Source organism: Streptomyces sp. ML-6 (genome assembly GCF_030116705.1).
Classification (GTDB): Bacteria; Actinomycetota; Actinomycetes; order Streptomycetales; family Streptomycetaceae; genus Streptomyces.
Genome location: NZ_JAOTIK010000002.1, coordinates 431,612 through 455,857 on the forward strand (window position 1 = coordinate 431,612; position 24,246 = coordinate 455,857).

A 24,246-nucleotide genomic window follows, 5' to 3' on the forward strand; every position below is an offset into this window, starting at 1 on the left:
TGACCATTGGGCAAGGGGTTTCGCCCGGACTTCCGGAACCGGCTGTCCGGCACGTGGGGCCTTCGCCCGTACTCCTGCCGGGTCGTCCGCATCGTCCGGCAGGTCGCGGGGGTCGGCCATCCGTCATCAGGCCTGTCCGGTGGCCCGGTAGGCGCTCGGCGGCCGGCCCAGCAGGGTGCGGAAAGCGGTGGTGAACGCCGCCGGGCTGTCGTACCCGAGGTCGGCCGCGATCCGGGTGACCGGCGTGCCGGCGGCCAGGTGCCGCAGGGAGTGCACGATGCAGGCCCGTTGCCGCCACTGCGCGAAGTTCAGCCCGGTGGCGCCGCGGAACCGCCGGCCCAGGGTGCGTTCGCTGACGCCCAGGGCGGCGGCCCAACGGGCGGGCGGGTCGTGGACGTCGGGCCGCCGTAGGAACGCGTCGCACAGCCGCCGAAGTGCCGGGTCGGCGGGCAGCGGGATGTCCAGGGGCAGCGGCGCCAGGTCGGCCAGTTCGTGCAGGAGCAGGCCGATCAGGGCCGCGTCACGGCCGTGTTCCGGGTAGAGCGGCTTCATGTCGACGGCTGCCAGGAGGAGTTCTCGCAACAGCGCGGAGACCTCGACGACCCGGCAACGGGTGGGGAACCACGGCACGGCGGCGGGTTCGATGTAGAGGCTGCGGGTGCTGACCCCGGGCATGGCGACCTGGTGCCGGGTCCCGGCCGGGATCAGCACCGCGCGGTCGATGGGCACCGTCCAGGTGCCCTCCGCCGTCGCCAGCTCCATGACGCCGGTCGCGGCGTACAGCACCTGGGCCCGGCGGTGCTCGTGGTACGGCAGCAGGTGGCCGGGCGGGTAGTCGGTGCCGATGGCCAGGACGGCACGGTCGATGGCATCGACCTCGTCGATACGGACGTTGCGCACACCGTCAGACTAGGCTCCGGAGCCGCTGTCCGATCGGCGAAGGCATCTGGCGTTCATTCGATTGCCCGCCATGCGGCCGGGTCCGTAGCGTCGTGGCAGTGCTGACCTCATACCTCGTACTTCTTCTGTTCGGCTGCCTGACCGGGATCACCACGGTGCTCTTCGGGTTCGGCGGCGGCTTCGTCACCGTTCCCGTCGTCTACGGCCTCTGGAGCGTCACCACGCACCCCGGCGCCGGCGCCGACGCGATGCACGTGGCGGTGGCCACGTCGACGGCGGTCATGGTCGTCAACTCGGTCTTCGCCACCCTGGCGCAGTGGCGCCAGGGCCGGCTGCGTCGGGAGTACATCTGGCCGATGGCCGCGTTCGTGCTGGTCGGCGCGGTGGCCGGGTCGTTCGCGGCGACGCGGATCAGCGGCCCCGTGCTGCGGGTGCTGTTCGCCGCGTATCTGCTGGTGACGATCGCCGACAGCCTGCTGCGCAAGGGTTTCCTGTCGGTCCCGCAGGACCGGGAGCCGCGTCCGCCGAGCCGCCCGGTCAGGACGCTGGGCGGGGTCGGGATCGGCTCGGTCGCCGCCTGCCTGGGCGTGGGCGGCAGTGTCATGACCGTACCGCTGCTGCGCCGCCGGGGCCTGCCGATGGCCGAGGCGACGGCGATGGCCAACCCGCTCAGCGTGCCCGTCGCCGTGGTCGGCACCGCCGTCTACGCCTTCGCCGTTCCCACCCTGCACGCCGGGGCCGGACGGCTCGGCCACATCGATCTGCTCGCCTGCGCCGCGCTGCTCGGCGGCTCGCTGCCCACCATCGCCCTGACCCGCCGCGTCGCGACCCGCGTCCCGGACCGGGTGCACTCCGTCGCCTACGTCACCCTGCTGGTGGTCGTCATGCTCGTCATGGGGATCTGAACGGCAGGTCGAGGGCCCGTCCCGTCCTCGTCGGCAGGGAGGCGGTCAAGTTCCCGTCGCCAGGAACTGCCGGGCGCCACGCAGCACGGTGCGCAGGTTGCGCCGGGTGGCGCGGCTGTCGAGGCGGACGTCGAGGGCTCCGGGAAGCGCGCTGGTGGCCCGTAGTCCCGCAGGCAGCCGGGAGGCGTCGAGCCCGTCACGTCCGGCGATGAGGAGGCCGAGTTCGTGGCGGCTCACGGCGTCGGCTCCCGCCAGGTGGTGGACGCCGTTCGCGTTGCCGGTTGCGAGTTCCAGCAACGCGGCGGCCAGATCGGTGACGTGGACGGGGCAGCGGATGTCATCGGTGAACAGGGCCCCGTCTCGGATACCGGCCGCGAGATCGTGCACCAGACGCACGTGCGCGGACCGCCGGTCGCCGATGATCAGCGAGGTGCGAGCGACGACGGCGTCCGGGTGCACGAGGCGAACGCCCGTCTCCGCCGCGGCCTTGGCCGCACCGTAAGGGGTGATGGGGTCGGGCGGGCAGCTTTCGTCGTAGTGGACGCGGGCGCCGGAGAACACCGCGTCGCTGGACACGTGGACCAGGCGGCAGCCGTGCTTCGCCGCGGCCATCGCCAGACGGACGGGGCCCTCGGCCGTAACCGCCCAATCGGATCTGCCGCTCGTGGCGTTGATGACGAAGCGCGGGCCAACCTCGGCCACGACTGCCTCGACGCGCTCGGGGTCCCGCAGGTCGAGGGCGTGCCACGCGACACCCGGAATGCTGCCGGGCCTGGTGGCGAAGGTCGCGGCCGTAGCGTTCCCGGCCGCCACCGCCTGGCGCACCAGTTCGGCGCCCAGGAACCCACTGCCGCCGATGATCAGGGCTGTCATGACGCGAAACAGTAAGGGAGGATCCTCACGCCGGGCCTGCTTCGACGCCGGCCGCGGGTGCGGTCACGGCAAGTACCGTCGCCCGGTCCGGGACTTGGCGCGAACCCTCTGATCGCCCGAGAGGGCACCGGCACCGTGCGGGCCGGGCGTTCTTCGGCCGTGGAAAACTCAGCCGTTCGCCGGCAGCCCTTCCAGGCAATGTGACGCTCCGGTCGGTCGGGGTCGAAGAACGACTTCGAGGTCGTTTCTCGTGGTGGGACGGCTTGGTCGAGGGCAACCGATCAGTTCGTTGTGCGGGGGCTGCTCGGGGCAGCAGGGCACGAAGATGCATGCTCGTCTGAGCACGTGAGCACAGAAAGAATGGCTGATGCTTGCTGTCATGGTGGGAGCGTTCGTCGCGGGCTTCGGGATCTGCCTCTTGGCGAACCTGTGGAACCTCGCAGATCGACTCTTCGATTACTTTTCCCTCATCCGCCCAATAGGGAGTGGGACGTTTCGTCTGGTGGGAGGAGGATGGGTTCTGGTCGGACTTTTCTGGCTCGCAACCGCCCTGCCTGAAGTGTTTTAGGGCGTCAACTGCGTGAGGCAGCGATGACAGATGAGAACGGCGGCCGTGCCGACGAAGACCAGGAAGTGTTCGGCCCTGCGTTCGTAGCGTTCGATGCGGCCTTGCCGCGGTCGGTCGGAGTCGGTCCCCTCCGTGGCCCCTTTGTGCGGCCCGGAGGCTGACGGAGTCCATGGCGCACCGGAGCCGGGCCAACTCGCCCCGGGCGCCGAGTTCGTCGAGGTGGAGTCGCCCAACGGCAACGCTTCAGGCACGGGCGAACACCGTCAAGAGGATGGGGCTGCGGGTGGCTGAGGCGGGGGCCCGGTGGCGGAGGGATCAGGGGTGGGGGTGGGAGCCGTGGGCGGGCTGGGGCCTGGAGGGAGGGCGGTGGTGGTGGCGGTGGTGGGGCCCCCACCGAGGACGGTCGGGCTGCCGGGGCCGGACCTGTGACGGGGCCGGGGGCGGCGGGCCCGGTGGCGGGGGCGGCGGCGGCTCCACCGCAGGCAGCAGCGGGCCGTCCGCGCGCAGCCGGGCAATGGTCAACTCGGCGCGACGGCGTGCGATCGGGCCGTCGTCGCGTTCATGGACGAGCCGGATACCGAGCTGGCCGAGGTTCTCCACCATGACCAGCCGGTAGCCGAGCGCGTGGGCGATCTCCTCGATCCGACGCCGCCTCGCGGCTGTGACATGACCGATCCGTAACTCGACGCGGCCGCGGCCGTCGAAACTCGCGCGTATCTCGTCGTCCTTCACCCTGACTCCGCTCCCGGGAAAGATCGGTATCGCTCCAGCCGCTCCGCACCACGATCGTCGCACGCCGCCTGTCTCCCGCGAGTACAGATGAATATCCGGCCGGTCCGCCGCAAGGTGCCACAACTTGTGTGGTGTTGCCCTGTGCCCCGCCCGTGCTCTGCGCTCTGCGTTCTGTGGCGGAGTGGAGAGATGCGGTTTGAGGTTGTTCGGCAATGGCTGCCGCAGCGCGGCGTCCGGCACCGCATCGCCCGCATCCCCATCTGCTACCGCAGGCTGTCCGTTCCCTTCACTACTCGGCACTCAGAATCATGAAGCTCTCCGGGTTCGGTACGGGGGTGAATCCGGCCTTCGCGTAGACCTCGTGCGCGTCGAGGGTCGACAGGAGAACGCGCTTGAGTCGATAGGGAGCAAGATGGTCACGAACCGCTGTCACAAGCCACGTCCCGAGCCCCTTGCCCCGGTGGGCGGGGGCGACGTAGACGTCGCAAAGCCAAGCGAAGGTGGCCCGGTCGGTGACCACGCGAGCGTAGGCGGCCTGGTTGCCGTCGGCGTCGTAGAGGGCGAAGTTCAGCGAACCGCGTATCGACCCCTCGACAGTCTTCCGAGTGCGCCCCAGGGCCCAGAACGCATCCGTCGAGAGCCAACGGTGCACCAGTTCCACGTCGAGTCGATCCGGGTCCGTCGAGAACTCGTACCCGTTGTTTCCACCACCGGCGATCATGGAGCGGCAGCGTATCCCGTTGTACTTGGTTTTTCCAAGTGGTTGTCGCGCCGAATGAGATGACTCCTGAAGGCCGTCCCGCGAGTGCGGCCGTGTCTTGGCCCGAGGTCGGCTCGGTAGGGTCGGAACCGCAACCGACGGAAGAGGAACGTCCGATGGTGACGTACGGCCGGCTGACCGAGTGGGCCGGCCCGGGACATGTCACGCGAGCCGGGCGGGACGTCGTGGCCGGCTGGTGGATCCCGGGGTTCATGAAGGCACAGCTCGTCGAGGTGGGCATCCCGGTGACTCCACGTCTTATCGGGCGATCCGTGATGCAGAGCGGGGCTGATCCGGTCCTGCTCACGTCCCGTGGTCCGCTCTACCGCCTCACGGAGGAGACCGACTCCGGTTCACCGGCTGAACGCTCATGGTTCGGGGCCGAGCCTGAGACCGGCGTGGTCCACTTCGTCCTGCCGGATGGGGAGGCGTGGTTCGCCAACTCGGGTGTCGACGTGTGGCTCGACGCCCTTCACCGTTACGGCAGCCGCGTCACGGTATTGGAGCTTCTCGGCGAGCCGGACGGCCCCGAGGAGTACCTCTCCGAGGAGGAAGAAGAGCGGGCTTTCGCCGAACTGAACCGACTGGCCGAGGAGCTGAAGGAGATCGACCCAGTGGCCTTCAACGGCTACGAGGGGTTTCTCTGGCCGGGGCTCCTGGACCGCTGGCTCTACTGACCCCGGCGCCCCGCGCCTGATGAATCGCTACGGCAACAGCCGGGTGTTCTTCGGCGGCTTCCTGCTGGCGATCGTGGCCTACGGATGCGTGAGGTCGTTACGGTTGCCGTCGGCCGGGCCGGCGGCGCGCGGGATGCCGAACCCGACGCTCGGCTTTGGGCCCACGGTCGATCGCCCCGGAAGCTCGAACAGGTACCTCAGCCGCCCCCGGTGGTTGCGGCCGGTTCCGCCGGGCGGGCCCGGGCACGGCTCTGTGCGGGCAGGAACGGGGTGGCCCGTGAGGAGCGCGCCGTATCGGCAGGGGTACCGCCGCCGCATCCGCACTCGCGCTCTCGCGTCGGGCGGCGATGGAGTCAGTCGTCAGCTTTCCCAGTCGACGGAAACCACCGCTCCGTCCCGGGTCAGTTTGACGGCAAGTATTTGATCGCTGAGCTCGGGATCGAACACGTAGTCCAAGATGACAGGGGGTCCGTCGGACACTCCGCTCAGCCACAGGCCGACACCGCTCAGACGCATGGCGGCGGCGAAGGGATCGGCTCCGACCTCTTCGCCGGCCGCGTCCCGCACGAGGCGGGCAACCGTCTCGCTGTCTTCCAGCTCCTCGATGTGGTGGTCGACGAAGGAGCGGTCCTCGCGCAGGTACGCGCGCAGCGCCGGGCGGGCCGTTGCGTCGAGGGTCGGCAGGTCGGAGAGGCGTGCGGCAAGCGCGTCCAGCTCCTCGTGGTCCGGCTCGCCGGACGGTCCGGCCCACAGCCGGGCCTCGACCTCGGCGTCCCCGAGTCGCGCAGCGCCTTCCCAAACGACACCCGCGCCGTCCAGCGCCCTTGTTTCCACGCGCCCGAAGTGGGCGTGCTCCATGGCCTTCACGAGAGGTCACCATTTCTCTTGCCGCACTGGATGCGGGCAACTCCGTAGACCGGCTTCACCGTAGCGGGGACCTCTGACATCGACAGCGGCTCGCCGGGGGGTGCGGGCCGGCCCCCCGTGTTCAGTCGGGCAGGCCGCGCAGGAAATCACGGATCAGCGCCGCGCTCCGCATCCGCCGGGTGGTGAACGGGAAGTGGCCCGCGTCGAGCAGGTGGATCCGGGCGTCGGGCAGGTCGCGGGCGAACGCGCGGGCGCCGTCCGGGCCGAAGATGTCGTCGCCGCGGCCCCAGACCGCCAGCAGTGGCGGCCGGTGCGTGCGCAGGTACTGCTGCCATTCGGCGTAGCGGGGCGGGTTGGTGCCGTAGTCCAGGAACAGGTCGAGCTGGATCTCGTGGTTGCCCGGCCGGTCCAGCAGTGCCTGGTCGTGCAGCGCCTGCGACGGGTCCACCAGCGTGGTGTCCGGGACGCCGTGGGTGTACTGCCAGTGCGTGGCCTCGGCGGTGAACATGCCGCGCAGCGCGTCGCGGTTCTCGGTGGACGGGTCGGCCCAGTAGCTGCGAATCGACTTCCAGAACGGTGTCAGGCCGTCCTCGTAGGCGTTGCCGTTCTGCGTGACGATGCCGGTGATCCGCTCGGGGTGGCGCAGTGCCAGGCGGAATCCGACGGGCGCGCCGTAGTCGTGGACGTGGAGCGCGTACCGGGTGATGTCCAGCTCCTCCAGCAGCGCGTCCACCGTGTCCGCCAGGTGGTCGAAGGTGTAGTCCCACGCGTCGGCGGGCGGCGCGGAGCTGAGGCCGAAGCCGGGGTAGTCCGGCGCGATCAGGTGGAACTCGTCGGACAGGTCGGCCATCAGGTCCCGGTAGATCACCGAGGACGTCGGAAAGCCGTGCAGCAGGACGAGCGTGGGTGCGGTCGGGTCGCCGGCCTCGCGGTAGAAGACGTCGAGCCCGTCGATCCGGACGGTGTGGTGGCGCACTGCGGTCATGATCTTCTCCAACCATCTAAATTCATTTAGCCGGTTGACGGCCGGATCACCGTAAGACGGCCACGACCAACCGGTCAAGTGCGTTTTACCGGTTGAGTAGACTGTGCGACATGACACGCCCGCTCACCGGCGAACCCCTGGCCCTGGACCTGGTCAATTCCGTCTGGGTGGACCACGGCCGCCGCCTCGACCAGTTCGACGAGCCCGACGGGTTGGAGAGCTGGCTCGCCGACCACGACATGTCAGGCACCGTCGACGCCGACAGCGACACCATCCGCGACGCGTTGGTGCAGGCCCGGTCCGCGCTGCGGGCCGCGCTGGAGGACGGCGACGACGGCCCGCTCAACGGTGTCCTCGCCCACGGCTTCCACCGGCCCGGACTGCGCGGCGGGGCGCCGCTGGTCGCCACCGTCGTGGACGACCCTGCCTGGCTGCCCGCCTGGACCGCCGCCGCCGACCTGGTCCGCCTGCTCACCGAACGGCCCGACCGCGTCCGCCACTGCGCGCGCCCCGGGTGTGTCCTGTGGTTCTACGACGTCAGCAAGAACGGCTCCCGCCGCTGGTGCTCGATGGAGGTCTGCGGCAACCGCGCCAAGTCCGAGCGCTTCCAGAAGTCGCACCCGCGACGGTAGAGAGGGGACCGGTACGAGGGGGCCGGTACGAGGCGGCAGTCGGTGCCCGCGGTTGTTGTTGTCGTCGGCCACGGTGCGGTCCGCCCCCGGCACGCTCCGTTCCCCGGGGCGGATGACGGCGGCGCACCGGGCCCCGGCGCGGTGACCTTGCGGATCACGGCCCGTGGAAGCACGGGAGTTGGAGCGGGACAGTCGGAGCCACCTGTCGCGAAGGCGGCCCGGAGCCGCCCCTCGGTCGTCTTCTAGGGTGGTCCGCATGACGATCCACACGGGAGCCGCCGGCCTGCTCTTCGAATCCCTCCGGGCGGACGCCCTCACCGACCCGGACCAGCTGCGCGAGCTCTACCCGAACCCGAACCCGAACTCGCTCCGCAAGGAGACCGACCATCTGACCGAGGAGGCCCGGGCGTTGATCGGCTGTTCCTCGCTGGTGTTCATCGGCAGTGCGGACGCCGGGGGCCGGGCGGACGTGACGCCGCGTGGCGGCCCGGCCGGATTCGTCTCGGTGCTGGACGAACGGACCCTGGTGATCCCCGACGCGACCGGCAACAAGCGGCTCGACACCATGCACAACGTGTTGGAGACCGGACACCTCGGGCTGCTCTTCCTCGTCCCCGGCCGCCCGACCACACTGCGCGTCAATGGCCGCGCCTGCATCTCGGCGCGCCCGGAGCTGCTCGCCCGGCTCACTCCCGTCGGAAAGCCGCCGGTCACGGCGCTCGTGGTGCAGGTCGAGCAGGTCTATCCGCACTGCCCGAAGTCGCTGATGCGCGCCGACGCCTGGCGGCCGGAGCAGTGGGTGCCCGCCGACGCCCAGCCCACCAGCGCCGAGGTGACGCTGGCCCAGCTGAACCTGCCGGACCTGACCGTCGAGCAGGTCGAGGAGGCCGAGCGCGAGTCGCTGCGTCTGCGTTACGAGTGAATTCGGGCCGTATCCCTCCTCGAAGGTGCCGCCCGGCGGGGAGACCCGTTCGCCACTCCGGCCCCGAACTCCTCCTCTCGTGCCATGAGTTGATAGAACTTGACGCGTCCTGTCCGAGCTGGTCGGCGTAGGCGCATGTCACTGCGAACGATGGCAGGCTTCTTCGTGACCGGCTCACCGCTCACCCACTCGTCCGCACCCGGACGTGCGCCCCGGACACCGTCCGACGGCCTGTTCCTGCCGGTGCACCCCACTTCCGAGAAGGGCTCCGCCATGCCATCTCCCGCTTCCACGAAACGAACCGTCGCAGCGGTGCACGCCGCTCCGGTGTTCATGGACACCGAGGCGACCGTCGACAAGGTCGTCCGCTTCGTCGAGCAGGCCGGCCGGGAAGGCATCGACCTGCTGGTGTTTCCCGAGACCTTCGTGCCCGGTTACCCGTACTGGATCGAGGCCTACGCCCCGCTGGACCAGCAGGGGGCCAACGCCGCCTACGCCGAGGCGTCCGTCGAGGTGCCCGGTCCGCAGATCGCCCGGGTCCAAGCCGCTTGTGCCCGCGCCGGGGCCGGCGTCGTCCTCGGTGTCAGCGAACGGCTCTCGGGGACCCGCACGTGTTTCAACAGCCAGGTCTTCGTCGAGCCCGACGGCACCCTCCTCGGCGTCCACCGCAAGCTCCAGCCCACCTACGCCGAACGGATCGTGTGGGCCCAGGGCGGCGGCGCCACCCTCAGCGTCTTCGACAGCGCCCTGGGCCGGATCGGCGGCCTGGCCTGCTGGGAACACACCATGAACCTGGCCCGGCAGTCCCTGATCACCCAGGGACAGCAGATCCACGCGGCGGCATGGCCCGGCCTGTCCACCATGGCCGGCTTCGAGGCCGTCGCCGACATCCAGATCGACGCCATGATGAAGACCCACGCGCTCACGGCTCAGGCGTTCGTCGTCTCCGCCGGGAACCCGGTGGACGAGACGTGCCTGCGGTGGATGGAGTCCACTGTCGGACCGCAGAAGCACATCACCGCGGGCGGCGGCTGGTCGGCCGTGATCCATCCCTTCAACCAGTACCTCGCCGGCCCGCACACCGGCGCCGAGGAGAAGCTCGTCACCGCCGAGATCGACCTCGCCGACATCGACGCCGTCAAGGTCTGGGTCGACTCCCGCGGCCACTACGCACGGCCGGAGATCCTCGGCCTGCGGGTCGACCGGCGCCCGCTCTGGCATGACGAAGGACCCCGCGAATGGCCTGCCGCCCCGAGCGACGGCACCACCGCCCCGGCGGCCGAAACGACCTGAGCGGACGGCATCGGCTCCCGCCCCCGCCGGTCGGCAGAACCCGCCCCCGCCCCGTGACCCGCGTCACACCGCGGGTGCGGGAACTCGCGCACCTCTCGCACCGACTCCTGTACGTCACCGTCCCCACCGGTCCACGTATGAGGAAGATTCGATGCCCGAGACCACGCCTGCCTCATCGCCACCGTCCCGGCAACACCCGACCAATGAGGCCGCCCCGGCCCAAGGGACCGTCCCGGTCGAGGACTTCACCACGTCCGCGCCGGGCGGCGGGGGCGGAACCTGGAGCGGGTTGCGCCCGCTCCTGCTCCGCCTGCACTTCTACGCGGGCGTCCTCATCGGCCCGTTCCTGCTCGTCGCGGCCGTCACCGGACTGCTCTACACGGCCACCCCGCAGATCGAGTCCGTCGTCCACCGGCATGAACTGAAGGTCACCCCGCACGGCGAGCCGAAGCCGCTCACCGCCCAGGTGGACGCCGCCCGCGAGGCGGTGCCCGGCGGGCGGCTCGTCTCCGTCACCAAGGGTGCGGGGGCCGACGACACGACCCGGGTCGGCTTCGAGGTCGAGGGGTTGCCCGAGGGCCGCACCCAAACCGTCTTCGTCGACCCGTACGACGCCGAGGTGCGCGGCACACTGCGCACCACCGGCGAGTGGCTGCCCGTGCGGTCCTGGTTCGACGACCTGCACCGCACCCTGAACCTCGGCGACTTCGGCCGCAACTACAGCGAGATCGCCGCGAGTTGGCTGTGGGTCGAGGTGATCGGCGGAATGGCGCTGTGGCTCGGGGCGCCGCGGAGCCGGGAACGGCTGCGCGGGCTGTTCGTGCCGCGCCGGGGCCCGAAGGGGCGCAGGCGCACGCTGTCCTGGCACGGGGTGGTCGGGCTGTGGGTGTCGATCGGCCTCCTCGCCCTCTCGGCGACCGGGCTGACCTGGTCGGCGCACGCGGGCGCGACCATCGGCAGGCTCCAGGACTCGCTGGGCGGGGCGACGCCTTCCGTGTCCTCGACCCTCGACCACGGCGGCACGCACGACAGCTCGGCGAAAGCGAAAGCGGAAACAGAAGCGGAAACAGAAGCGGAAGCGGGGGCAGGAGCGGGCCCGGGGGGCTCCGCCGCCGACTCCCCCGCCGACTCCCTCACCGGCTCCCCCGCCACGAAGGTCGATCTCGACGAAGCCGTCCGCATCGCCCGCTCCGAGGGGCTGCGCGGCAAGCTCGTCATCACCCCGCCCGCGGACACCGGGAGCGCGTACGTCGTCCGCGAGAACACGCGGCACTGGCCGGAGCAGCAGGACTCGATCGCGATCGACCCGGCCACCGGCGAGGTCACGGACAAGCTGCTCTTCGACGACTTCCCCGTCCTCGCCAAGCTCACCCGCTGGGGCGTCGACGCCCACATGGGCCTGCTCTTCGGTCCCGCCAACCAGATCGTCCTCGCGCTCATCGCCGTCGCGCTCATCGGGATGCTCTTCTGGGGCTACCGCATGTGGTGGCTGCGCAGGCCCACCCGGGCGGGCGGGACACGGTTCGGCCGTCCGCCGGTGCGGGGGGCCTGGCGCCGGGTGCCGGGCAGGATCATGGCGCCGCTCGTCGTCGTGGCGGCCGTCCTCGCCCACTGCCTGCCGCTGTTCGGGCTGCCCCTGATCTGTTTCCTGCTCGTGGACCTGACGGTCGCGCAGGTACGCCGACGCGAGCGCGTGCGCTTCGAGGCGCACGCCGGGACATCGAAGGAGATGGGCCGATGATCGCCGCCACCGGACTGCGCTGGATCCTGACGCTGCTCTTCTGCGCGCTCGCCGCCCACGGACTGTGGCGCGCCCTCACGGCCCGCTCCCACCCGTGGACCGCGCGGCTCGCCCACGCCCTGCACGCGGTCATGGCTCTCGCCATGTTCGCGATGGCCTGGTCCTGGGGCATGGACCTGCCCGGCACACCGCAGGTGGTCTTCTTCTCCGTCGCCGCGGCCTGGTTCCTGTTGGTCGCCCTCGCCGTTCCGAACGGCCCCGGGCCCCGGGCGCGCGCCCTCGTGGATGCGCTGCCGCACGCCGTGATGACCGGGGCGATGGCGTGGATGGTCGCCGCGATGTCCTCGGCCATGTCCATGGGTGCGACGGGCGGGGGCCACGCGCACGACATGCCCGGGATGGACATGTCGGCCCCGGGAGCGACCGCGACGATGACGCTCGACGACACCGCCGACCGCTGGAGCGCGGTGCTGCTCGCCCTCGTCCTGTTGGCGTTCGCGCTGTGGTGGCTCGCGAAGGGCTTCGACACGGGCCGCCTCGCACCCCGCACGACGAACGGCGCGGCTTCGAGCAGCGCAGGTGCGGGCAGCGCGGCTTCGAACGGCGCGGGCCCTGGCAGCGCAGGTGCGGACAGCGCGGGTACGGACAGCACCAGGCCGGGCAGCGCGGTGCACGCCGCGTGGGACCTGGGCTGTCATGGGCTGATGGCGCTGGGCATGGCGGTGATGTTCATCGTGATGGTGTGAATGGTGTGATCCGCGTGGGGGCGACGCCGGCTGAACGGGCCTCGGCCCGTACGCCCCCGGGCGCCGCCTCGTACGGTCCCGGGCGCCGACCGATCCGTACGGTCCCAGGCCACCGCGTACGCCCCGGGCTCCGGGCGCGCGACCCGGACCGCAATGCCCTGGGGCGTGTGTGGCAGGTGTGCCACATGTGATGCGCGTCACTCGAAAGCGGGGGAACTCGGGGCCCGGTCCGGCCGACCTCTGGACCGTACAGCTCGCACTCTCGCCGGAGCCTCCCTCATGGATCACTCGGTGACGCCTTCCGCCGGACGGCGTTCCACCCCCGTGCCGTACGCACCGCTCGGGGGTTTCCTGCTTCTGCTCGTCGCGCTCTTCGCCGTCTCGTACGGGGTCGGGCGTCTCGCCGGGCCGGTCGCCCCCGACCTGCGCGGGGTCTCGCACCAAGATGACGCCCCGGGCCCGCACGACATGGGCAACACCGACAGAACGGGCGGAATGGACGGGATGGGCCACTGATGGGCCGGGAGACCGCTCCGCGCACCCTTGTCACGACCGATCTGGTGGTCGGCGGCATGACGTGCGCGGCCTGTGTGCGCAGGGTCGAGAAGAAGCTCGGCGCTCTGGAGGACGTGCGCGCCACCGTCAATCTCGCGACCGGTACGGCCCGCGTCGAGCATCCGGCGGAGCTCGGTGCGGACGTGCTCGTCGCCGTCGTCGAGAAGGCCGGGTACAGCGCCCGTCTCCCCGAGCCATCCGCCTCCGGGGAGGAGCGGGGCGACGAGGAGAGCGACCCGGTCGTCCCGCAGCGGCTGCTGGTGACCGCGTTGCTCGCCGTCCCCGTTCTCGTACTGTCGATGGCTCCTCCGCTCCAGTTCCGCAACTGGCAGTGGCTGTGCTTCGTGCTTGCCGCGCCCGTCGTCCTCTGGGGCGCGTGGCCCTTCCACGAGCGGGCCCGGCGCGGGCTGCGGCACGGCGCGGCGACGATGGACACGCTCGTCTCGCTCGGCGTGCTCGCCTCCTTCGGCTGGTCCTCGTACGCGCTCTTCCTCGGGGGCGCCGGCGCCCCCGGCATGCGGATGTCCTTCGCGCTGCTGCCCACCGCGTCGGACGGGACGGCGCACGTCTATCTCGAAGCGGCGGTCGGCATCCCGCTCCTCGTCCTCGTCGGCCGCCACCTGGAGGCCCGTGCCCGGCGCGGCACCTCGGCCGCCCTGCGTGCGCTCGCCGAGCTCGGCGTGAAGGAGGTGACGGTGCGGGACGGGGTCGTGGAGCGGACCGTTCCGGCCGAACGCCTCGTGGTGGGCCAGGTCTTCCTCGTACGGCCCGGGGAGCGGGTCGCGACGGACGGCGAGGTCGTGGAGGGCGCGTCCGCCGTGGACCTGTCCCTCGTGACCGGCGAGACCCGGCCCGTGGAGGTCTCGGCCGGCTCCGCCGTCACGGGCGGCTCGGTCAACGCGGGCGGGCTCCTGCTCGTACGCGCCACGGCCGTCGGCGCCGACACCCGGCTCGCCCGCATCACCGCCCTCGTCACCGAGGCCCAGGCCGGGAAGGCCCGCGCCCAGCGGCTCGCCGACACCGTGGCCGGGGTCTTCGTGCCGGTCGTCCTCGTCCTCGCCGTCACCGTGCTCGGCTTCTGGCTCGGCGCGGGGGCGGACCCGCAGCCCGCCTTCACGGCGTGCGTCGCCGTCCTCGTCGTCGCCTGCCCCTGCGCGCTCGGGCTCGCGACCCCCACCGCGCTCATGGCGGCCACCGGCCGGGGCGCCCGGCTGGGCGTCCTCGTCAAGGGGCCGCAGGCGCTCGAAACCCTCCGCCGGATCGACACCGTCGTGCTCGACAAGACCGGCACGCTCACCTCCGGCCACCTCACCGTCACCTCCCTCACCACCCGCCCGGAGGGCCCCGGCGCGCAGGAGGTGCTGCGGCTCGCGGCGACCGTCGAGACCGGTTCCGAGCACCCGCTCGGCCGGGCCCTCGTCCGCCACGCCGAGCGTTCCCTCCCCGAGGGTGCGGTACGACCCGACGCGCTCAGCGGCTTCACCGCGACGCCCGGCCGCGGCGTGCGCGGGCGCGTGGACGGACGGCTCGTCGAGGTCGGCGCCCCCGGGGACGAGTCGCCCGGGGAACTGGGCGCGGCCCTCGCCGCCGCCCTGGAGGCCACGCTGGAGGCCGCCCACACCCCCGTCCTGGTGCGGGTCGACGGACGGCCCGAGGCCGTCCTCGCGCTCGGCGACGTCGTACGTCCCGGCAGCTACCGCGCCGTGGACCGGCTGCGCCGCCTCGGGGTGCACCCCGTCCTCGCCACCGGGGACCGGGAGGAGCCCGCGCGGGCCGTCGCCGCCGCGCTCGGCATCGACGAGACGTACTCCCGCTGCACCCCCGAGCGCAAAGCGGAGCTCGTCCGCGCGCTGCGGGCGGAGGGGAAACGGGTCGCGGTCGTCGGGGACGGCGTCAACGACGCGGCGGCGCTCGCCGGGGCCGATCTCGGCATCGCGATGGGCACCGGTGCCGATGTCGCCATCGGCGCCGCCGACGTCACCCTCGTCCGGGACGACATCGAGGCCCTGGCCGACGCCGTGCGCCTCGCCCGCCGTACCCTCGCCACCATCCGCGGCAACCTGTTGTGGGCCTTCGGCTACAACGTCGTCACCATTCCGCTCGCCATGGTGGGACTGCTCAACCCGATGCTCGCCGCCGCCGCGATGTCCCTCAGTTCGGTCCTCGTCGTCCTCGGCAGCCTCCGTCTGCGCCGTTGGCAGCCCGCCGCCGCAGCGGCCGTGGCGCGGCGCCGACGCCCCTCCCCGAGGGCGGCCTTCTGATGTCCGCCGTCCCCGCGCGCCTGCGCGCCCCGCTCGCCGCCGTCGGCGTTCCCGTCCTCGCCTGCGGCCTCGCCCTCGCCGGTCTCGGCGCCTGGGCGGCGGGCGGACGTGCCGGCAGCCCGCCGCGCGTGGCCGTCACGCGGGCGTACGTCTTCCAGCCGTCCGGCTCGACGCCGGAGACCGCCGCTTTCCTCGCCCTCACCAACGACGGCGGTTCCGCCGACCGGCTCGTGGAGGTCACCTCGCCCGACACGGCCGCGCCCCCCGCGCTGAGCGAACACCGCATGACGTCCTCCGGCGCCGCGTACCGGCGACCGGTGGACTCCGTCACCGTCCCGGCCGGGGAGGGGCTCACGATGTCCCCGTACGGGATCGACGTGACCGTACGTCCGAAGGGGACGTGGCGGCCCGGCACGGAGGTCTCCTTCACGCTGCGCTTCACGCACGGGAAGCCGTTGAGGGTCCGGGCGGTGGTGGTCCGGCCGGGTACGGGGACGGGCCGCCCGCTCCGCCCGTAGCGCCATGCCCCGTAGCACCGGGCCCCGCACCGCCGCCCGTTCCCGCCGCATATGCCGGAACTCGGCCCCAGCAGTCGCCTTTCCGGCATTCGCGGCGGACCGGACGAGCCGCCATGTCGTCCGGCCCTCCACGATGGGAGGATGAGGCGCCATGGAGGCGGGGCCGGTCGGACGTACGGTGAGGGCGGCGATGTTCGCCGCCGTCTCCGTCACGCTCGCCGCGACCGGACACGTCCTCATGTCCGAGGACCCGATTCCCTTCTGGGTGCTCGCCACCGGCTTCCTCGCACTCGCGGTTCCCGGCTGGTGGTTCGCCGCCCGCGAGCGCGGCCCCTGGCTCGTCACGGGCCTCGCGGTCGCGACCCAGGGCGTGCTGCACAACGCCTTCGCCACCGCGCAGTCCGCCCTCACAACCGTCGGAGGCACGGTCGGGGACGCGGCTGCGCGGACCGTCGCCGGAGCGGGTGCGGCGCCGCCGGACGCCACAGCGGGCGCGCATCCCATGGCGGGCATGGACCACTCGGCCGCGAGCGGCATGAACAGCGCAAGTGACGTGAGTGGCGCGAGTGGTGCAAGTGACGCGATGACCGGCACGGAGCACATGGCCGGCACGGGACACATGGCCGGCACGGAACACGCCTTCGCCATGGACCCCATGGGTTCGATGGCCCACATCGGCCACATGAGCCCCGTCGACCACATGGGCTCCATGGGCCACATGGGCCACAACATGGCGGGGATGTCCTCGACGGGGATGCTCGCCGCGCACGTCCTCGCCGCCCTCCTCTGCGGCGTGTGGCTGGCCCGTGGCGAACGCGCCGCCTTCCAGGTCCTGCGCGCGGTCGCGAGTCGGCTGCTCGCTCCTCTCCACCCCCTCCTCACGGCACCGCTGCCGGCCCCGCGCCGCCGGCTGCGCCCCCGCCGGGGCCTGAGCGACCGGTTGCCGCTGGGCCTGCGGTGCGCCCGCGCGCGGGACCGGCGCGGGCCGCCCGGGTGCTCGCCGCGCCCTGAGGACGCGGCAGGCATTCCGGAGGACGTACGAGACCCGGCCCGCGACCGGTCGGCCGACCGGCCCGCCGCCGTGCCCGCACGCAGCGGGAGTCCTCCGGCACACCCGGCCCCGAAGGGCTCGGGTGCCCCATGCACCGGAGACCCGGACCCGTCCCGTACCGCCGCCCCGCGCGCCGCAGCAACGGCGCGCCCGGCGCCGTCGCCGGACGCCCGGGTGCCGGACCGATCCGTGAAGGACACACCTGGCGATGAACACCACGCTGCCCGCCCCGCGCGGGTCCCAGTGCGCCGCCGTCCCGCGCGACAGGACGGCGCAGGACGCCGTCTCGACCGGCTGGGCGCTCGCCGCCCGCGACGGCGACCGCGAGGCCGCCGACGCCTTCGTACGGGCCCTGCACCGCGACGTCGTGCGGTACGTGGCCCACCTGTCGGCCGACCCGCAGGCCGCCGAGGACCTCGCGCAGGACACGTTCCTGCGCGCGTTGCGCACCCTGCACCGCTTCGAGGGCCGTTCCTCGGCCCGTACCTGGCTCCTCACCATCGCGCGCCGCGCGGTCGTCGACGATTTCCGCCGGGCCGCCGCGCGCCCCCTGCTCGCCGACACCGAGGACTGGCGCGCGACCGTCGAACGCGCCCAGCCGACCGGGCTGCCCGGCTTCGAGGAAGGGGTGGCGCTCCAGGAACTCCTGGCCACGCTCCCGTACGACCGCCGACAGGCGTTCGTCCTCACCCAGTTGCTCGGGCTCTCCTACGCGGAGGCCGCCCGTGCGGCGGGCTGCCCGGTCGGCACGGTCCGCTCCCGGGTGGCCCGCGCGCGTACCGCCCTGACCGCGCAGTTGGAGCACGGCGAGGCGGAAACCCTGGCGCGGACCGCCTGAGGGTCACCCCTCGCGGGCCGGTGCTCCGGCCGGAGCACCAGCCCGCGACCACGGCCCAAGGCAGGCCGTCCCCTCGTGAACGAGGGGACGAGGGGACGATCTCGTCCGCGCCCGTACGTTCTCGACGGCATCCGCCTCGACGTGCAACTCCCCATCCACCCCCGGGCCGGGGGAACTCCGGCCCGGCCTCAGCGGGTCGGGCGGGAAGTCCAGACGGTGCCCCGGGCCTCGTACTCCAGCATCCCCTCCAGGTTCGTCGCCGCGTCCGGGCCGAGTTCACGGCGCACGAGCCAGAGGGCGAGGTCGAGACCGGAGGTGATGCCGCCCGCGGTGACGAGATCACCGTCGTCGACGACGCGGGCGTTCCTCAGCAGGCCGCCCTGTTCCTCCAGATCCGCTTTGGCCTTGTGGTGGGTGGTGCAGGGGCGGCCCTTCGTGAGACCCGCGGCCGAGAGGAGCATGACGCCGGTGCAGAGGGCCGAGACGGTCAGCCCGGGGCGGGGCGCGTCCGCCAGGGCGCGAGGCAGCGTGCCGCGGTCGAGCTCGGCCCACACCCCGGGGCTGTCGCGCCGCCCGTAACCACCGCCCGGGACGACGAGCACGTCCGCCTCACGGGGAGCCCAGGGGCGGATGTCCCGGACGACCGTGCCGTACGCGCAGGTGACCCGGCGGGCGCCGGTGGCGGAGACGTACCGGACCTCCACCGGGCGCGGGGTGAAGAACCCGGCGGCGGAGAAGACCTCGTACGGGGCGGCGAAGTCCAGCTCCTCGACGCCGTCGAACATTACGACCTGTACGCGCAGCGGCCGGGCCGGATCGGAGCCGGCCGGTCCCGATCCGGTGGCCCGGGCGGTGGTGGCGGTGGCCGCGAGCGCACCCGTGGCGCCGAGGGCGGTGGTGGCGCGGAGTAGCTGTCTGCGATCCATGGGGTGCTCCTGTTCCTGGAGTGACGACATGACAGGAGTCGGACGGCCGTCTCCTCCAGTTCCCGCCGATGTCGGGGCACGTGCCCTGGGGCCGGGTGGGCCCGGGGACGGGTGGGCCCAGGGACCGTACGGTCGACGGTCGAAAGCGGTCCGGCCCCGGTCGCACGGGTGCGTCGAGTGCCGGAAGGGCCCTGGAGGAGGCCCGCTCCGTCGGCTCAGGCCAGGTCGGTGGCGGGCTCGGTCGCGTAGCGGCCCATCGCCTCGATGTTGGCCCGTGGCGTCAGCGGCCGGCCGTCGGCGAGTGCTTCCTGGAGGTCCCGGAAGTACTGCACGTACAGGTCGGGGGTGAAGGTGCTGAGCATGACGGCGGGTCGGTCGGTCGGGTTGGCGAAGGTGTGCGGGGTGCCGGGCGGGACCATCACGAGCGTGCCCGCGGTGGCGTCGTGGTCCTCGTTGCCGACGGTGAACCGCACGGTGCCGGAGAGGACGTAGAAGCCCTCGTCGTGCCGGGCGTGGCGGTGCTGCGGCGGTCCCTGCGTGTGCGGGGCGAGGACGGACTCGGCGATCGCGAGGCGGTGCCCGGTGTGGCTGCCGTCCTCCAGAACGCGCATGCGCGTGGTCCCCAGGACGATCGTTTCGCCCTCTCCGGGGCCCACCACCGACACGGCGGGGGCGGTCCGCGGCTCACTGGTTCTCGCTTCTCCGGTCATGCTTCTTCTCGCTTTTTCGGCCATGCTCCAAGTGCACCGCCGGGGGCCCGGAAGTGTCCAAGACCTGTCCTGCCGCGCCGATACCTCATGGGTATCGTTGCAGCGTGGAGCTACGGACCTTGCGTTACTTCGTGGCGGTTGCCGAGGAACGCCACTTCGGCCGGGCCGCCATCCGACTGCACATGAGCCAGCCTCCCCTGAGCCGGGCGATCAAACGGCTGGAGGCCGACCTCGGCGCCCTGCTGTTCGCCCGCTCGCCGGCCGGGGTCGCGCTCACCCCGGTGGGCGCGGTGCTGCTCGACGAGGCCCGGGCCCTGCTCGACCACGCCGACCGCGTCCGGGGACGCGTGAGCGCGGCGGCCGGTGTCGCGACCATCACCGTCGGCATCCTCGGCGACGGCACCGACCCGGGCGTGCCCGGGCTGGCGGCCGCCTACCGCCGGAGCCACCCCGGCGTCGACATCCACGTCCGCGAAACCGACCTGACCGATCCGACGTGCGGGCTGCGCGCCGGGCTGGTCGATGTCGCCCTCACCCGCGCGCCCTTCGACGAGACCGCCCTGACGGTCCGTACGCTGCGGACCGATCCGGTCGGCGTGGTCCTGCGCGCCGACGACCCGCTGGCCCGACGCGAAGAGTTGCGGCCGGCCGACCTGGGCGACCGCCGATGGTTCCAGTTCCCGCAGGGAACCGACCCCCTCTGGCAGTCGTACTGGAACGGCGGCAGCCCGCGCGAGGGGCCGGTGGTGCGCGCCGTCCAGGAATGCCTGCAGGCCGTGCTGTGGAACGGCACGGTCGGCCTGGCCCCGCTCGGGCACGACCTGCCCGCGGAGCTGGTCATGGTGCCGCTGATCGACATGGCGCCGAGCCGGGTGGTGGCGGTGTGGAACGAAGGCGACACCAACCCGCTGGTCCGGTCCTTCGTCGAGATCGCCACAGCCGCGTACCGACGCTGAGCACCGGCGCGCCCCACCCCGCTCGTTCCCGGCCGTGGGGCGGGCAGGTCAGGTAATCGGGTGGAATACGGGAGCGGGCCCGTGACCCGGCCGTTCACGGGCGGGTTATCGGTGGCGGTCGGATCCGGGCGCCGGGGGCGTCCGCCGTGGTCGGGTGAGGAGGCTGTCGGGTGCCGCTGCCCATGCCTTGTTCCCGCTGTCCGTGCCTTGTTCTCCCTGTTGGGCCTGTTCTCCCTGTTGGACCTGTTGGGCCTGTTGGGCCTGTTCTCCCCATTCGTTGTCGTCGCCGTCGGCCTCGTTCATGGTTCCGCACATCCGGTTGCCGTTCGAGGCGCCGTGGCCACGGTCCCGCTTCGAACTCCCCACCGGATCACGCCCGTTGCTCGGTAGCATCAATGGTCCGCGCCCCAACTCCTCCTTCGATCCCACCCGTACGGGCTTCGCCGAGCGCGGCCCCGCCTGTCTGGACGTCCTGCTGTGACCGACCCCGCCACCACCGATCCGCACCCGGCATCCTCCGAACCTCCCGCCACCCCGGGCCGCTTGCCCGCACCCGCTCCGGTCCCGAACCCGCTCGACCGGGCCCTGCTGTCCTTCGACGGGCCGCAGCAGCCGGTGGTCACCCTCGCACTGGACTTCGCCGGCCCGCCGCCCGCCCCGTCCGTGCTCCGGCAGCGGATCGCCGAGCGCGCGCCCGCCCTGCCGACGTTCCGCGCCACCCCCGCCTCGAACCTGCGGGTGCAACACACCGACGCCGCCGACGGCGCCGCGCTCGACCGGGAAACGGACCGGATCTCCCAACTGTCGTTCGACCTCACCGGGGGCGTCCCGCCCTGGGACGTGCGGCTGATCACCGGCCCCGGCTCCTTCCGGGTCTGTCTGCGCGCCCATCACGGTTTCCTGGACGGCGTCGGCGCGACCCACGCCGCCGCCGCGCTGCTGTCCGACACGTCCGCCGAGGGCGCCCGCCTGCACCCGCCGGCCGCGCCCACCGCCCGGGCCCTGGTGCGTTCCCTGCACGACCTCACCCGTACCCTGGCCGGCCCCCGCCCCTGGACTCCCCCACCCGCGCCCGGCCCCGCCCCCTCCCATCGCACCGCCGGCCGCGCCGTGCCGCTCACGGTGCTGCGCCACCTCGCCGACATCCACGGCGTCACCGTCAACGAGGTCGCCCTCGCCGCCCTCGGCATGGCCCTCGCACGGCTGCGGCGCGAACACCACACGACGGGCACGGGGCGCGACGTCATGGCGACCGTCGCCGTGTCGACCAGGACGCCGCAGCAACGCCACCTCCCCGGCAACCGTCTGGGCGTCCACCGGCTGGTCCTCCCGCACCGGGCCGGCACCCTGGAGGAATCCATCGCGGCGGTGGCCCGGCAGACCGGCGCCGTCCGGAACAGCCGTCAGCGCGACGCACTGCGCGCCCTGTTGGAGAGCCGGGCCGCTCCCCAGGCCGCCGCCCGGGCGTACCGGGCCGCGCTGCGCGCCCGCGTCACGCCGCTCGTCGTCAGCAGCGTGACCGTGCCCGGCGGGTTCACCGCCTTCGGCGCGCCGCTGTGCTCGGCGGCGTTGCTCCTCAACGTCTTCGAGGGCTTCCCGGCCTACGTCTCGTTCACCCGCACCACGGACCTGGTCCGCTGCAGTGCTGTGAGCGACGCCGACCGCAACTCCCTGCTGGCCGTACCGGACCGCTGGGCGGAGCTGCTTTCCTCCAGTCGGCCCGCCGCCGGTGGCGACCCGGACCGGTAGACCGTCGGCTCCGCCCCCATGACCACGAACCCGGCACCCGAATCAGACCGAATCAGACCAACTCAAGACGGCTCAGGACGGCTCAGCAGCCCACGGCCAGGATGCCTCGTGGCCCGCCTCGATGAGACCGATCATCCGGAACGCGGCGTCCGTGAGGCCGCCGAACGTGTGCCGGTGGGGGCCCGCGGCGCCGTGGGCGGGCCGGTACCCCGCCAGGTTCCACGTGTAGACGGGGATGTCGTCCGGGACCGGTTCGGCCGGCCCGCGGGGGCCGCAGGGGGCAGCCTGCTCGTCGGTGACGATCACGACCCGGTCGTGTTCCCGGTAATGGGTCCGCACCGCCTTCGTGGTGTGGGTGCCGCCGAGAGCGTGGAACCGTTTCAGCACCTCGAGCACCGGCTCGCCCGGCTCGAACGGCACCTCGGCGCTGCGCCAGCCGAACTCCACCAGATCCGCCTGCTCGGCGCGCATGGCCAGTCCGGTGCCGAACACGGCTGCCGCGTCCGCTCGAGTCAGCTTGGACCGCTCGGATACGGTGTCCCAGAACATGGAGTCCGACCGGTCCACCATGATCAGCGTCCGGCCGGGCAGGGACGGTACGTTGGCCAGGGAGTGGCCCAGGGCCCGTTCCAGCGCGGCTGCCCAGCGCTGCGACGGCACCTGCTGGTGGGCGGCCAGGTAGCGGAAGGGGAACTGCCGGGACCGGGCGACCTCGGAGGCGTCCGAGAACCGTGCGGCGACCCGGGCCGCAACCTCGTCCGAGACCCCCGCCTCGTCGAAGTTCCGCAGGTTCCGCAGGAGCGCCATCGGCGCCATGGTGGGGATCACGGCTTCCCAGGCTGCGGCGTCCATCGGTCCGTGGAGCCAGCCCGCCAGCGCCTCCCACGTCATGCCCGCCGCGGCCAGCCGCTCGGGGCCGCCGGGCCCCGTCAGCACCGCCCGCCGCTCGTCCACGGCCGTGCCCATCAACTCCCGGTGGGCGGTCAGCAGTCGGTCGGAGTCCGGTGGTACCGCACGCTCCGGGTGGTACCGGCGGTCCAGGAGGTATCGGAAGAGCGCCCCCTGCCAGGGCTTTTCCGGGTCGGGGGAGGCGTGCACCAGGTTGAGGACGTCGCCGAAGCGGAAGTTCTTGGACTCGGTGTCGTACTTGAGCAGGGACCGGGACGTGTACAGCCGGCGTACGGCGTCGGCGATGCCCCGCTTCACGGGTTGCGGCACGTTCCGCCCGTACGCCGAGACCCAGTGGGCGAGCAACTCTCCGGGTTCGTCGGCGCGCCGGAGCACCGAATCGATCACGGACCGGTTGGACGGGCCTTCGGACGCCCCGGCCTCGAGCCGGGCCCGGACGTACGTGGCGGCGCCCACCAGGGACGCCGTGCGCATGTTGCCCTCGCCACGGAGCCAGCGCAGCAGGCCGGCCGTCCACACGGGGTCCTGGACCGCGAGTTCACCGACGAGACGGGTGTACCGGTCGTCCCGCTCCTCACCGCTCTCGTAAAAGGTCTGCTGGGACACGAAGTTGCCGACCGCGAGGAGGAAGAGCTCCTCGCGGGGCTCGCGGACGAAGGCCGGGCCACCGTCGTAGGTGCGGAAGCCCGGGCCGTCGGGCTCGCGTCGAGGCTGTGACGGGGACAGGGGCAGGAGCAGGGGATGTGGCTGGGGCCGGGGCTGGGGCCGGGAGCGGGCAATCGACGAGACGTGCGGGCTCACGAGCATCTCGGACCAGACCTTGGAGACGCGCGGGGTGTGACGGGGCAGCGAATCCTCCGGGATTCAAGGGATCGGACACCCCCGGCCCGGGGCCCGACGGGGTGAAGACGCCCGCGCCTGCCGAGATCAAAGGGGCGGCGGCGTCACTTGGTTGTCATGAGGAAGTAGCCGCAGCCGAGCGCATCGGAGGCGCGGTCGCGCTGCCAACGTACAAGGGCTCCCGGGTCGTGCACCAGCGATTAACGCGGACTCGCTCGTTGCCGGGATCGTGGTCGGGATCGTTGCCGAACTCGTCGCCGGACTCGTAGCCGGGATCGTTGCCGGACTCGTCGCCGGGCCGGTCCTCGCTCGGACTGGACCCCGGCCGTTCG

At 72.5% G+C, this 24,246-nt stretch carries 22 protein-coding genes and 2 pseudogenes; 14 read left to right on the top strand and 10 right to left on the bottom strand.

What is annotated here, in order from left to right; translation table 11 throughout:
* Positions 1–126 precede the first annotated feature (126 nt).
* Positions 127–900 carry an AraC family transcriptional regulator gene (locus tag OCT49_RS35895; protein ID WP_283856348.1) on the bottom strand — a complete coding sequence of 258 codons (774 nt, stop codon included), beginning with the start codon at positions 898–900 and terminating at the stop codon, positions 127–129.
* 98 nt (positions 901–998) lie between these two features.
* Here OCT49_RS35895 and OCT49_RS35900 point away from each other — a divergent pair, with 98 nt between their 5' ends.
* The gene (locus OCT49_RS35900) at positions 999–1,805 is read left to right on the top strand and encodes a sulfite exporter TauE/SafE family protein (protein ID WP_283856349.1); all 807 of its coding nucleotides are present in this window, start codon (positions 999–1,001) and stop codon (positions 1,803–1,805) included.
* A gap of 45 nt (positions 1,806–1,850) precedes the next feature.
* Here OCT49_RS35900 and OCT49_RS35905 read toward each other — a convergent pair whose 3' ends face one another.
* The 4 genes and pseudogenes from OCT49_RS35905 to OCT49_RS35915 form a co-directional block, all read right to left on the bottom strand.
* Entirely contained in the window at positions 1,851–2,678 is an 828-nt protein-coding gene (locus tag OCT49_RS35905) for an SDR family oxidoreductase (protein ID WP_283856350.1), read from the bottom strand.
* A gap of 659 nt (positions 2,679–3,337) precedes the next feature.
* Positions 3,338–3,474 (bottom strand): annotated as a pseudogene (locus OCT49_RS40240) (IS5/IS1182 family transposase); the annotation flags it as partial.
* 87 nt (positions 3,475–3,561) lie between these two features.
* Entirely contained in the window at positions 3,562–3,978 is a 417-nt protein-coding gene (locus tag OCT49_RS35910) for a hypothetical protein (RefSeq protein ID WP_283856351.1), read from the bottom strand.
* A 289-nt stretch (positions 3,979–4,267) separates the two neighbouring features.
* The gene (locus OCT49_RS35915) at positions 4,268–4,699 is read right to left on the bottom strand and encodes a GNAT family N-acetyltransferase (RefSeq protein ID WP_283856352.1); all 432 of its coding nucleotides are present in this window, start codon (positions 4,697–4,699) and stop codon (positions 4,268–4,270) included.
* Between the two features lie 155 nt (positions 4,700–4,854).
* On the opposite strand from OCT49_RS35915, the gene OCT49_RS35920 reads away from it, so the two are divergent.
* The gene (locus OCT49_RS35920) at positions 4,855–5,415 is read left to right on the top strand and encodes an SUKH-4 family immunity protein (protein WP_283856353.1); all 561 of its coding nucleotides are present in this window, start codon (positions 4,855–4,857) and stop codon (positions 5,413–5,415) included.
* Positions 5,416–5,775: 360 nt separating this feature from the next.
* Here the strand turns inward: OCT49_RS35920 and OCT49_RS35925 are convergent, their stop codons facing one another.
* Positions 5,776–6,282 carry a DUF2004 domain-containing protein gene (locus OCT49_RS35925; RefSeq protein ID WP_502963507.1) on the bottom strand — a complete coding sequence of 169 codons (507 nt, stop codon included), beginning with the start codon at positions 6,280–6,282 and terminating at the stop codon, positions 5,776–5,778.
* A 121-nt stretch (positions 6,283–6,403) separates the two neighbouring features.
* Positions 6,404–7,267 (bottom strand): alpha/beta fold hydrolase, encoded by an 864-nt coding sequence (locus OCT49_RS35930; RefSeq protein ID WP_283856354.1) that lies wholly within the window; start codon positions 7,265–7,267, stop codon positions 6,404–6,406.
* Positions 7,268–7,377: 110 nt separating this feature from the next.
* On the opposite strand from OCT49_RS35930, the gene OCT49_RS35935 reads away from it, so the two are divergent.
* From OCT49_RS35935 to OCT49_RS35975, 10 genes and pseudogenes are all read left to right on the top strand, one after another.
* Entirely contained in the window at positions 7,378–7,899 is a 522-nt protein-coding gene (locus OCT49_RS35935) for a CGNR zinc finger domain-containing protein (protein WP_283856355.1), read from the top strand.
* Between the two features lie 256 nt (positions 7,900–8,155).
* Positions 8,156–8,821 (top strand): MSMEG_1061 family FMN-dependent PPOX-type flavoprotein, encoded by a 666-nt coding sequence (locus OCT49_RS35940; protein WP_283856356.1) that lies wholly within the window; start codon positions 8,156–8,158, stop codon positions 8,819–8,821.
* Positions 8,822–9,094: 273 nt separating this feature from the next.
* Entirely contained in the window at positions 9,095–10,114 is a 1,020-nt protein-coding gene (locus tag OCT49_RS35945; RefSeq protein WP_283856357.1) for a carbon-nitrogen hydrolase family protein, read from the top strand.
* 151 nt (positions 10,115–10,265) lie between these two features.
* Entirely contained in the window at positions 10,266–11,855 is a 1,590-nt protein-coding gene (locus OCT49_RS35950; RefSeq protein WP_283856358.1) for a PepSY-associated TM helix domain-containing protein, read from the top strand.
* On the top strand, positions 11,852–12,601 hold the full coding sequence (locus tag OCT49_RS35955; protein WP_283856359.1) for a DUF5134 domain-containing protein: 750 nt from the start codon (positions 11,852–11,854) through the stop codon (positions 12,599–12,601). Before OCT49_RS35950 ends, OCT49_RS35955 begins: the two co-directional genes overlap by 4 nt.
* A 291-nt stretch (positions 12,602–12,892) precedes the next feature.
* Positions 12,893–13,117 (top strand): hypothetical protein, encoded by a 225-nt coding sequence (locus OCT49_RS35960; RefSeq protein ID WP_283856360.1) that lies wholly within the window; start codon positions 12,893–12,895, stop codon positions 13,115–13,117.
* Entirely contained in the window at positions 13,117–15,417 is a 2,301-nt protein-coding gene (locus OCT49_RS35965; protein ID WP_283856361.1) for a heavy metal translocating P-type ATPase, read from the top strand. The genes OCT49_RS35960 and OCT49_RS35965 overlap by 1 nt, the downstream gene beginning before the upstream one ends.
* Positions 15,417–15,935 carry a copper chaperone PCu(A)C gene (locus OCT49_RS35970; RefSeq protein WP_283856362.1) on the top strand — a complete coding sequence of 173 codons (519 nt, stop codon included), beginning with the start codon at positions 15,417–15,419 and terminating at the stop codon, positions 15,933–15,935. The genes OCT49_RS35965 and OCT49_RS35970 overlap by 1 nt, the downstream gene beginning before the upstream one ends.
* A gap of 151 nt (positions 15,936–16,086) precedes the next feature.
* Positions 16,087–16,929 (top strand): annotated as a pseudogene (locus OCT49_RS40245) (hypothetical protein); the annotation flags it as partial.
* Between the two features lie 265 nt (positions 16,930–17,194).
* Positions 17,195–17,824 carry a sigma-70 family RNA polymerase sigma factor gene (locus tag OCT49_RS35975; protein WP_283856363.1) on the top strand — a complete coding sequence of 210 codons (630 nt, stop codon included), beginning with the start codon at positions 17,195–17,197 and terminating at the stop codon, positions 17,822–17,824.
* Positions 17,825–18,012: 188 nt separating this feature from the next.
* On the opposite strand, the gene OCT49_RS35980 is transcribed toward OCT49_RS35975, so the two are convergent.
* Complete coding sequence (locus tag OCT49_RS35980) at positions 18,013–18,750, bottom strand: DJ-1/PfpI family protein (RefSeq protein ID WP_283856364.1); 738 nt, start codon at positions 18,748–18,750, stop codon at positions 18,013–18,015.
* Positions 18,751–18,965: 215 nt separating this feature from the next.
* Entirely contained in the window at positions 18,966–19,460 is a 495-nt protein-coding gene (locus tag OCT49_RS35985) for a cupin domain-containing protein (RefSeq protein WP_283856365.1), read from the bottom strand.
* 104 nt (positions 19,461–19,564) lie between these two features.
* On the opposite strand from OCT49_RS35985, the gene OCT49_RS35990 reads away from it, so the two are divergent.
* On the top strand, positions 19,565–20,416 hold the full coding sequence (locus tag OCT49_RS35990) for a LysR family transcriptional regulator (RefSeq protein WP_283856366.1): 852 nt from the start codon (positions 19,565–19,567) through the stop codon (positions 20,414–20,416).
* A 543-nt stretch (positions 20,417–20,959) separates the two neighbouring features.
* Positions 20,960–22,165, top strand: a complete 1,206-nt coding sequence (locus tag OCT49_RS35995) for a wax ester/triacylglycerol synthase domain-containing protein (RefSeq protein ID WP_283856367.1) — start codon at positions 20,960–20,962, stop codon at positions 22,163–22,165.
* Between the two features lie 72 nt (positions 22,166–22,237).
* Here OCT49_RS35995 and OCT49_RS36000 read toward each other — a convergent pair whose 3' ends face one another.
* A complete protein-coding gene (locus OCT49_RS36000; RefSeq protein WP_283856368.1) occupies positions 22,238–23,881 on the bottom strand; it encodes a TROVE domain-containing protein in 1,644 nt (547 codons plus the stop codon).
* Positions 23,882–24,246 lie beyond the last annotated feature (365 nt).

What these genes read in the sequence shown, in the direction of transcription:
- OCT49_RS35970 (WP_283856362.1), top strand. Translation starts at nt 15,417, where the DNA reads ATGTCCGCCGTCCCCGCGCGCCTGCGCGCCCCGCTCGCCGCCGTCGGC.
- OCT49_RS35955 (WP_283856359.1), top strand. Translation starts at nt 11,852, where the DNA reads ATGATCGCCGCCACCGGACTGCGCTGGATCCTGACGCTGCTCTTCTGC.
- OCT49_RS35935 (WP_283856355.1), top strand. Translation starts at nt 7,378, where the DNA reads ATGACACGCCCGCTCACCGGCGAACCCCTGGCCCTGGACCTGGTCAAT.
- OCT49_RS35950 (WP_283856358.1), top strand. Translation starts at nt 10,266, where the DNA reads ATGCCCGAGACCACGCCTGCCTCATCGCCACCGTCCCGGCAACACCCG.
- OCT49_RS35980 (WP_283856364.1), bottom strand. Translation starts at nt 18,750, where the DNA reads ATGGATCGCAGACAGCTACTCCGCGCCACCACCGCCCTCGGCGCCACG.
- OCT49_RS35930 (WP_283856354.1), bottom strand. Translation starts at nt 7,267, where the DNA reads ATGACCGCAGTGCGCCACCACACCGTCCGGATCGACGGGCTCGACGTC.
- OCT49_RS35965 (WP_283856361.1), top strand. Translation starts at nt 13,117, where the DNA reads ATGGGCCGGGAGACCGCTCCGCGCACCCTTGTCACGACCGATCTGGTG.
- OCT49_RS35945 (WP_283856357.1), top strand. Translation starts at nt 9,095, where the DNA reads ATGCCATCTCCCGCTTCCACGAAACGAACCGTCGCAGCGGTGCACGCC.
- OCT49_RS35975 (WP_283856363.1), top strand. Translation starts at nt 17,195, where the DNA reads ATGAACACCACGCTGCCCGCCCCGCGCGGGTCCCAGTGCGCCGCCGTC.
- OCT49_RS35920 (WP_283856353.1), top strand. Translation starts at nt 4,855, where the DNA reads ATGGTGACGTACGGCCGGCTGACCGAGTGGGCCGGCCCGGGACATGTC.
- OCT49_RS35915 (WP_283856352.1), bottom strand. Translation starts at nt 4,699, where the DNA reads ATGATCGCCGGTGGTGGAAACAACGGGTACGAGTTCTCGACGGACCCG.
- OCT49_RS35905 (WP_283856350.1), bottom strand. Translation starts at nt 2,678, where the DNA reads ATGACAGCCCTGATCATCGGCGGCAGTGGGTTCCTGGGCGCCGAACTG.
- OCT49_RS35940 (WP_283856356.1), top strand. Translation starts at nt 8,156, where the DNA reads ATGACGATCCACACGGGAGCCGCCGGCCTGCTCTTCGAATCCCTCCGG.
- OCT49_RS36000 (WP_283856368.1), bottom strand. Translation starts at nt 23,881, where the DNA reads ATGCTCGTGAGCCCGCACGTCTCGTCGATTGCCCGCTCCCGGCCCCAG.
- OCT49_RS35985 (WP_283856365.1), bottom strand. Translation starts at nt 19,460, where the DNA reads ATGACCGGAGAAGCGAGAACCAGTGAGCCGCGGACCGCCCCCGCCGTG.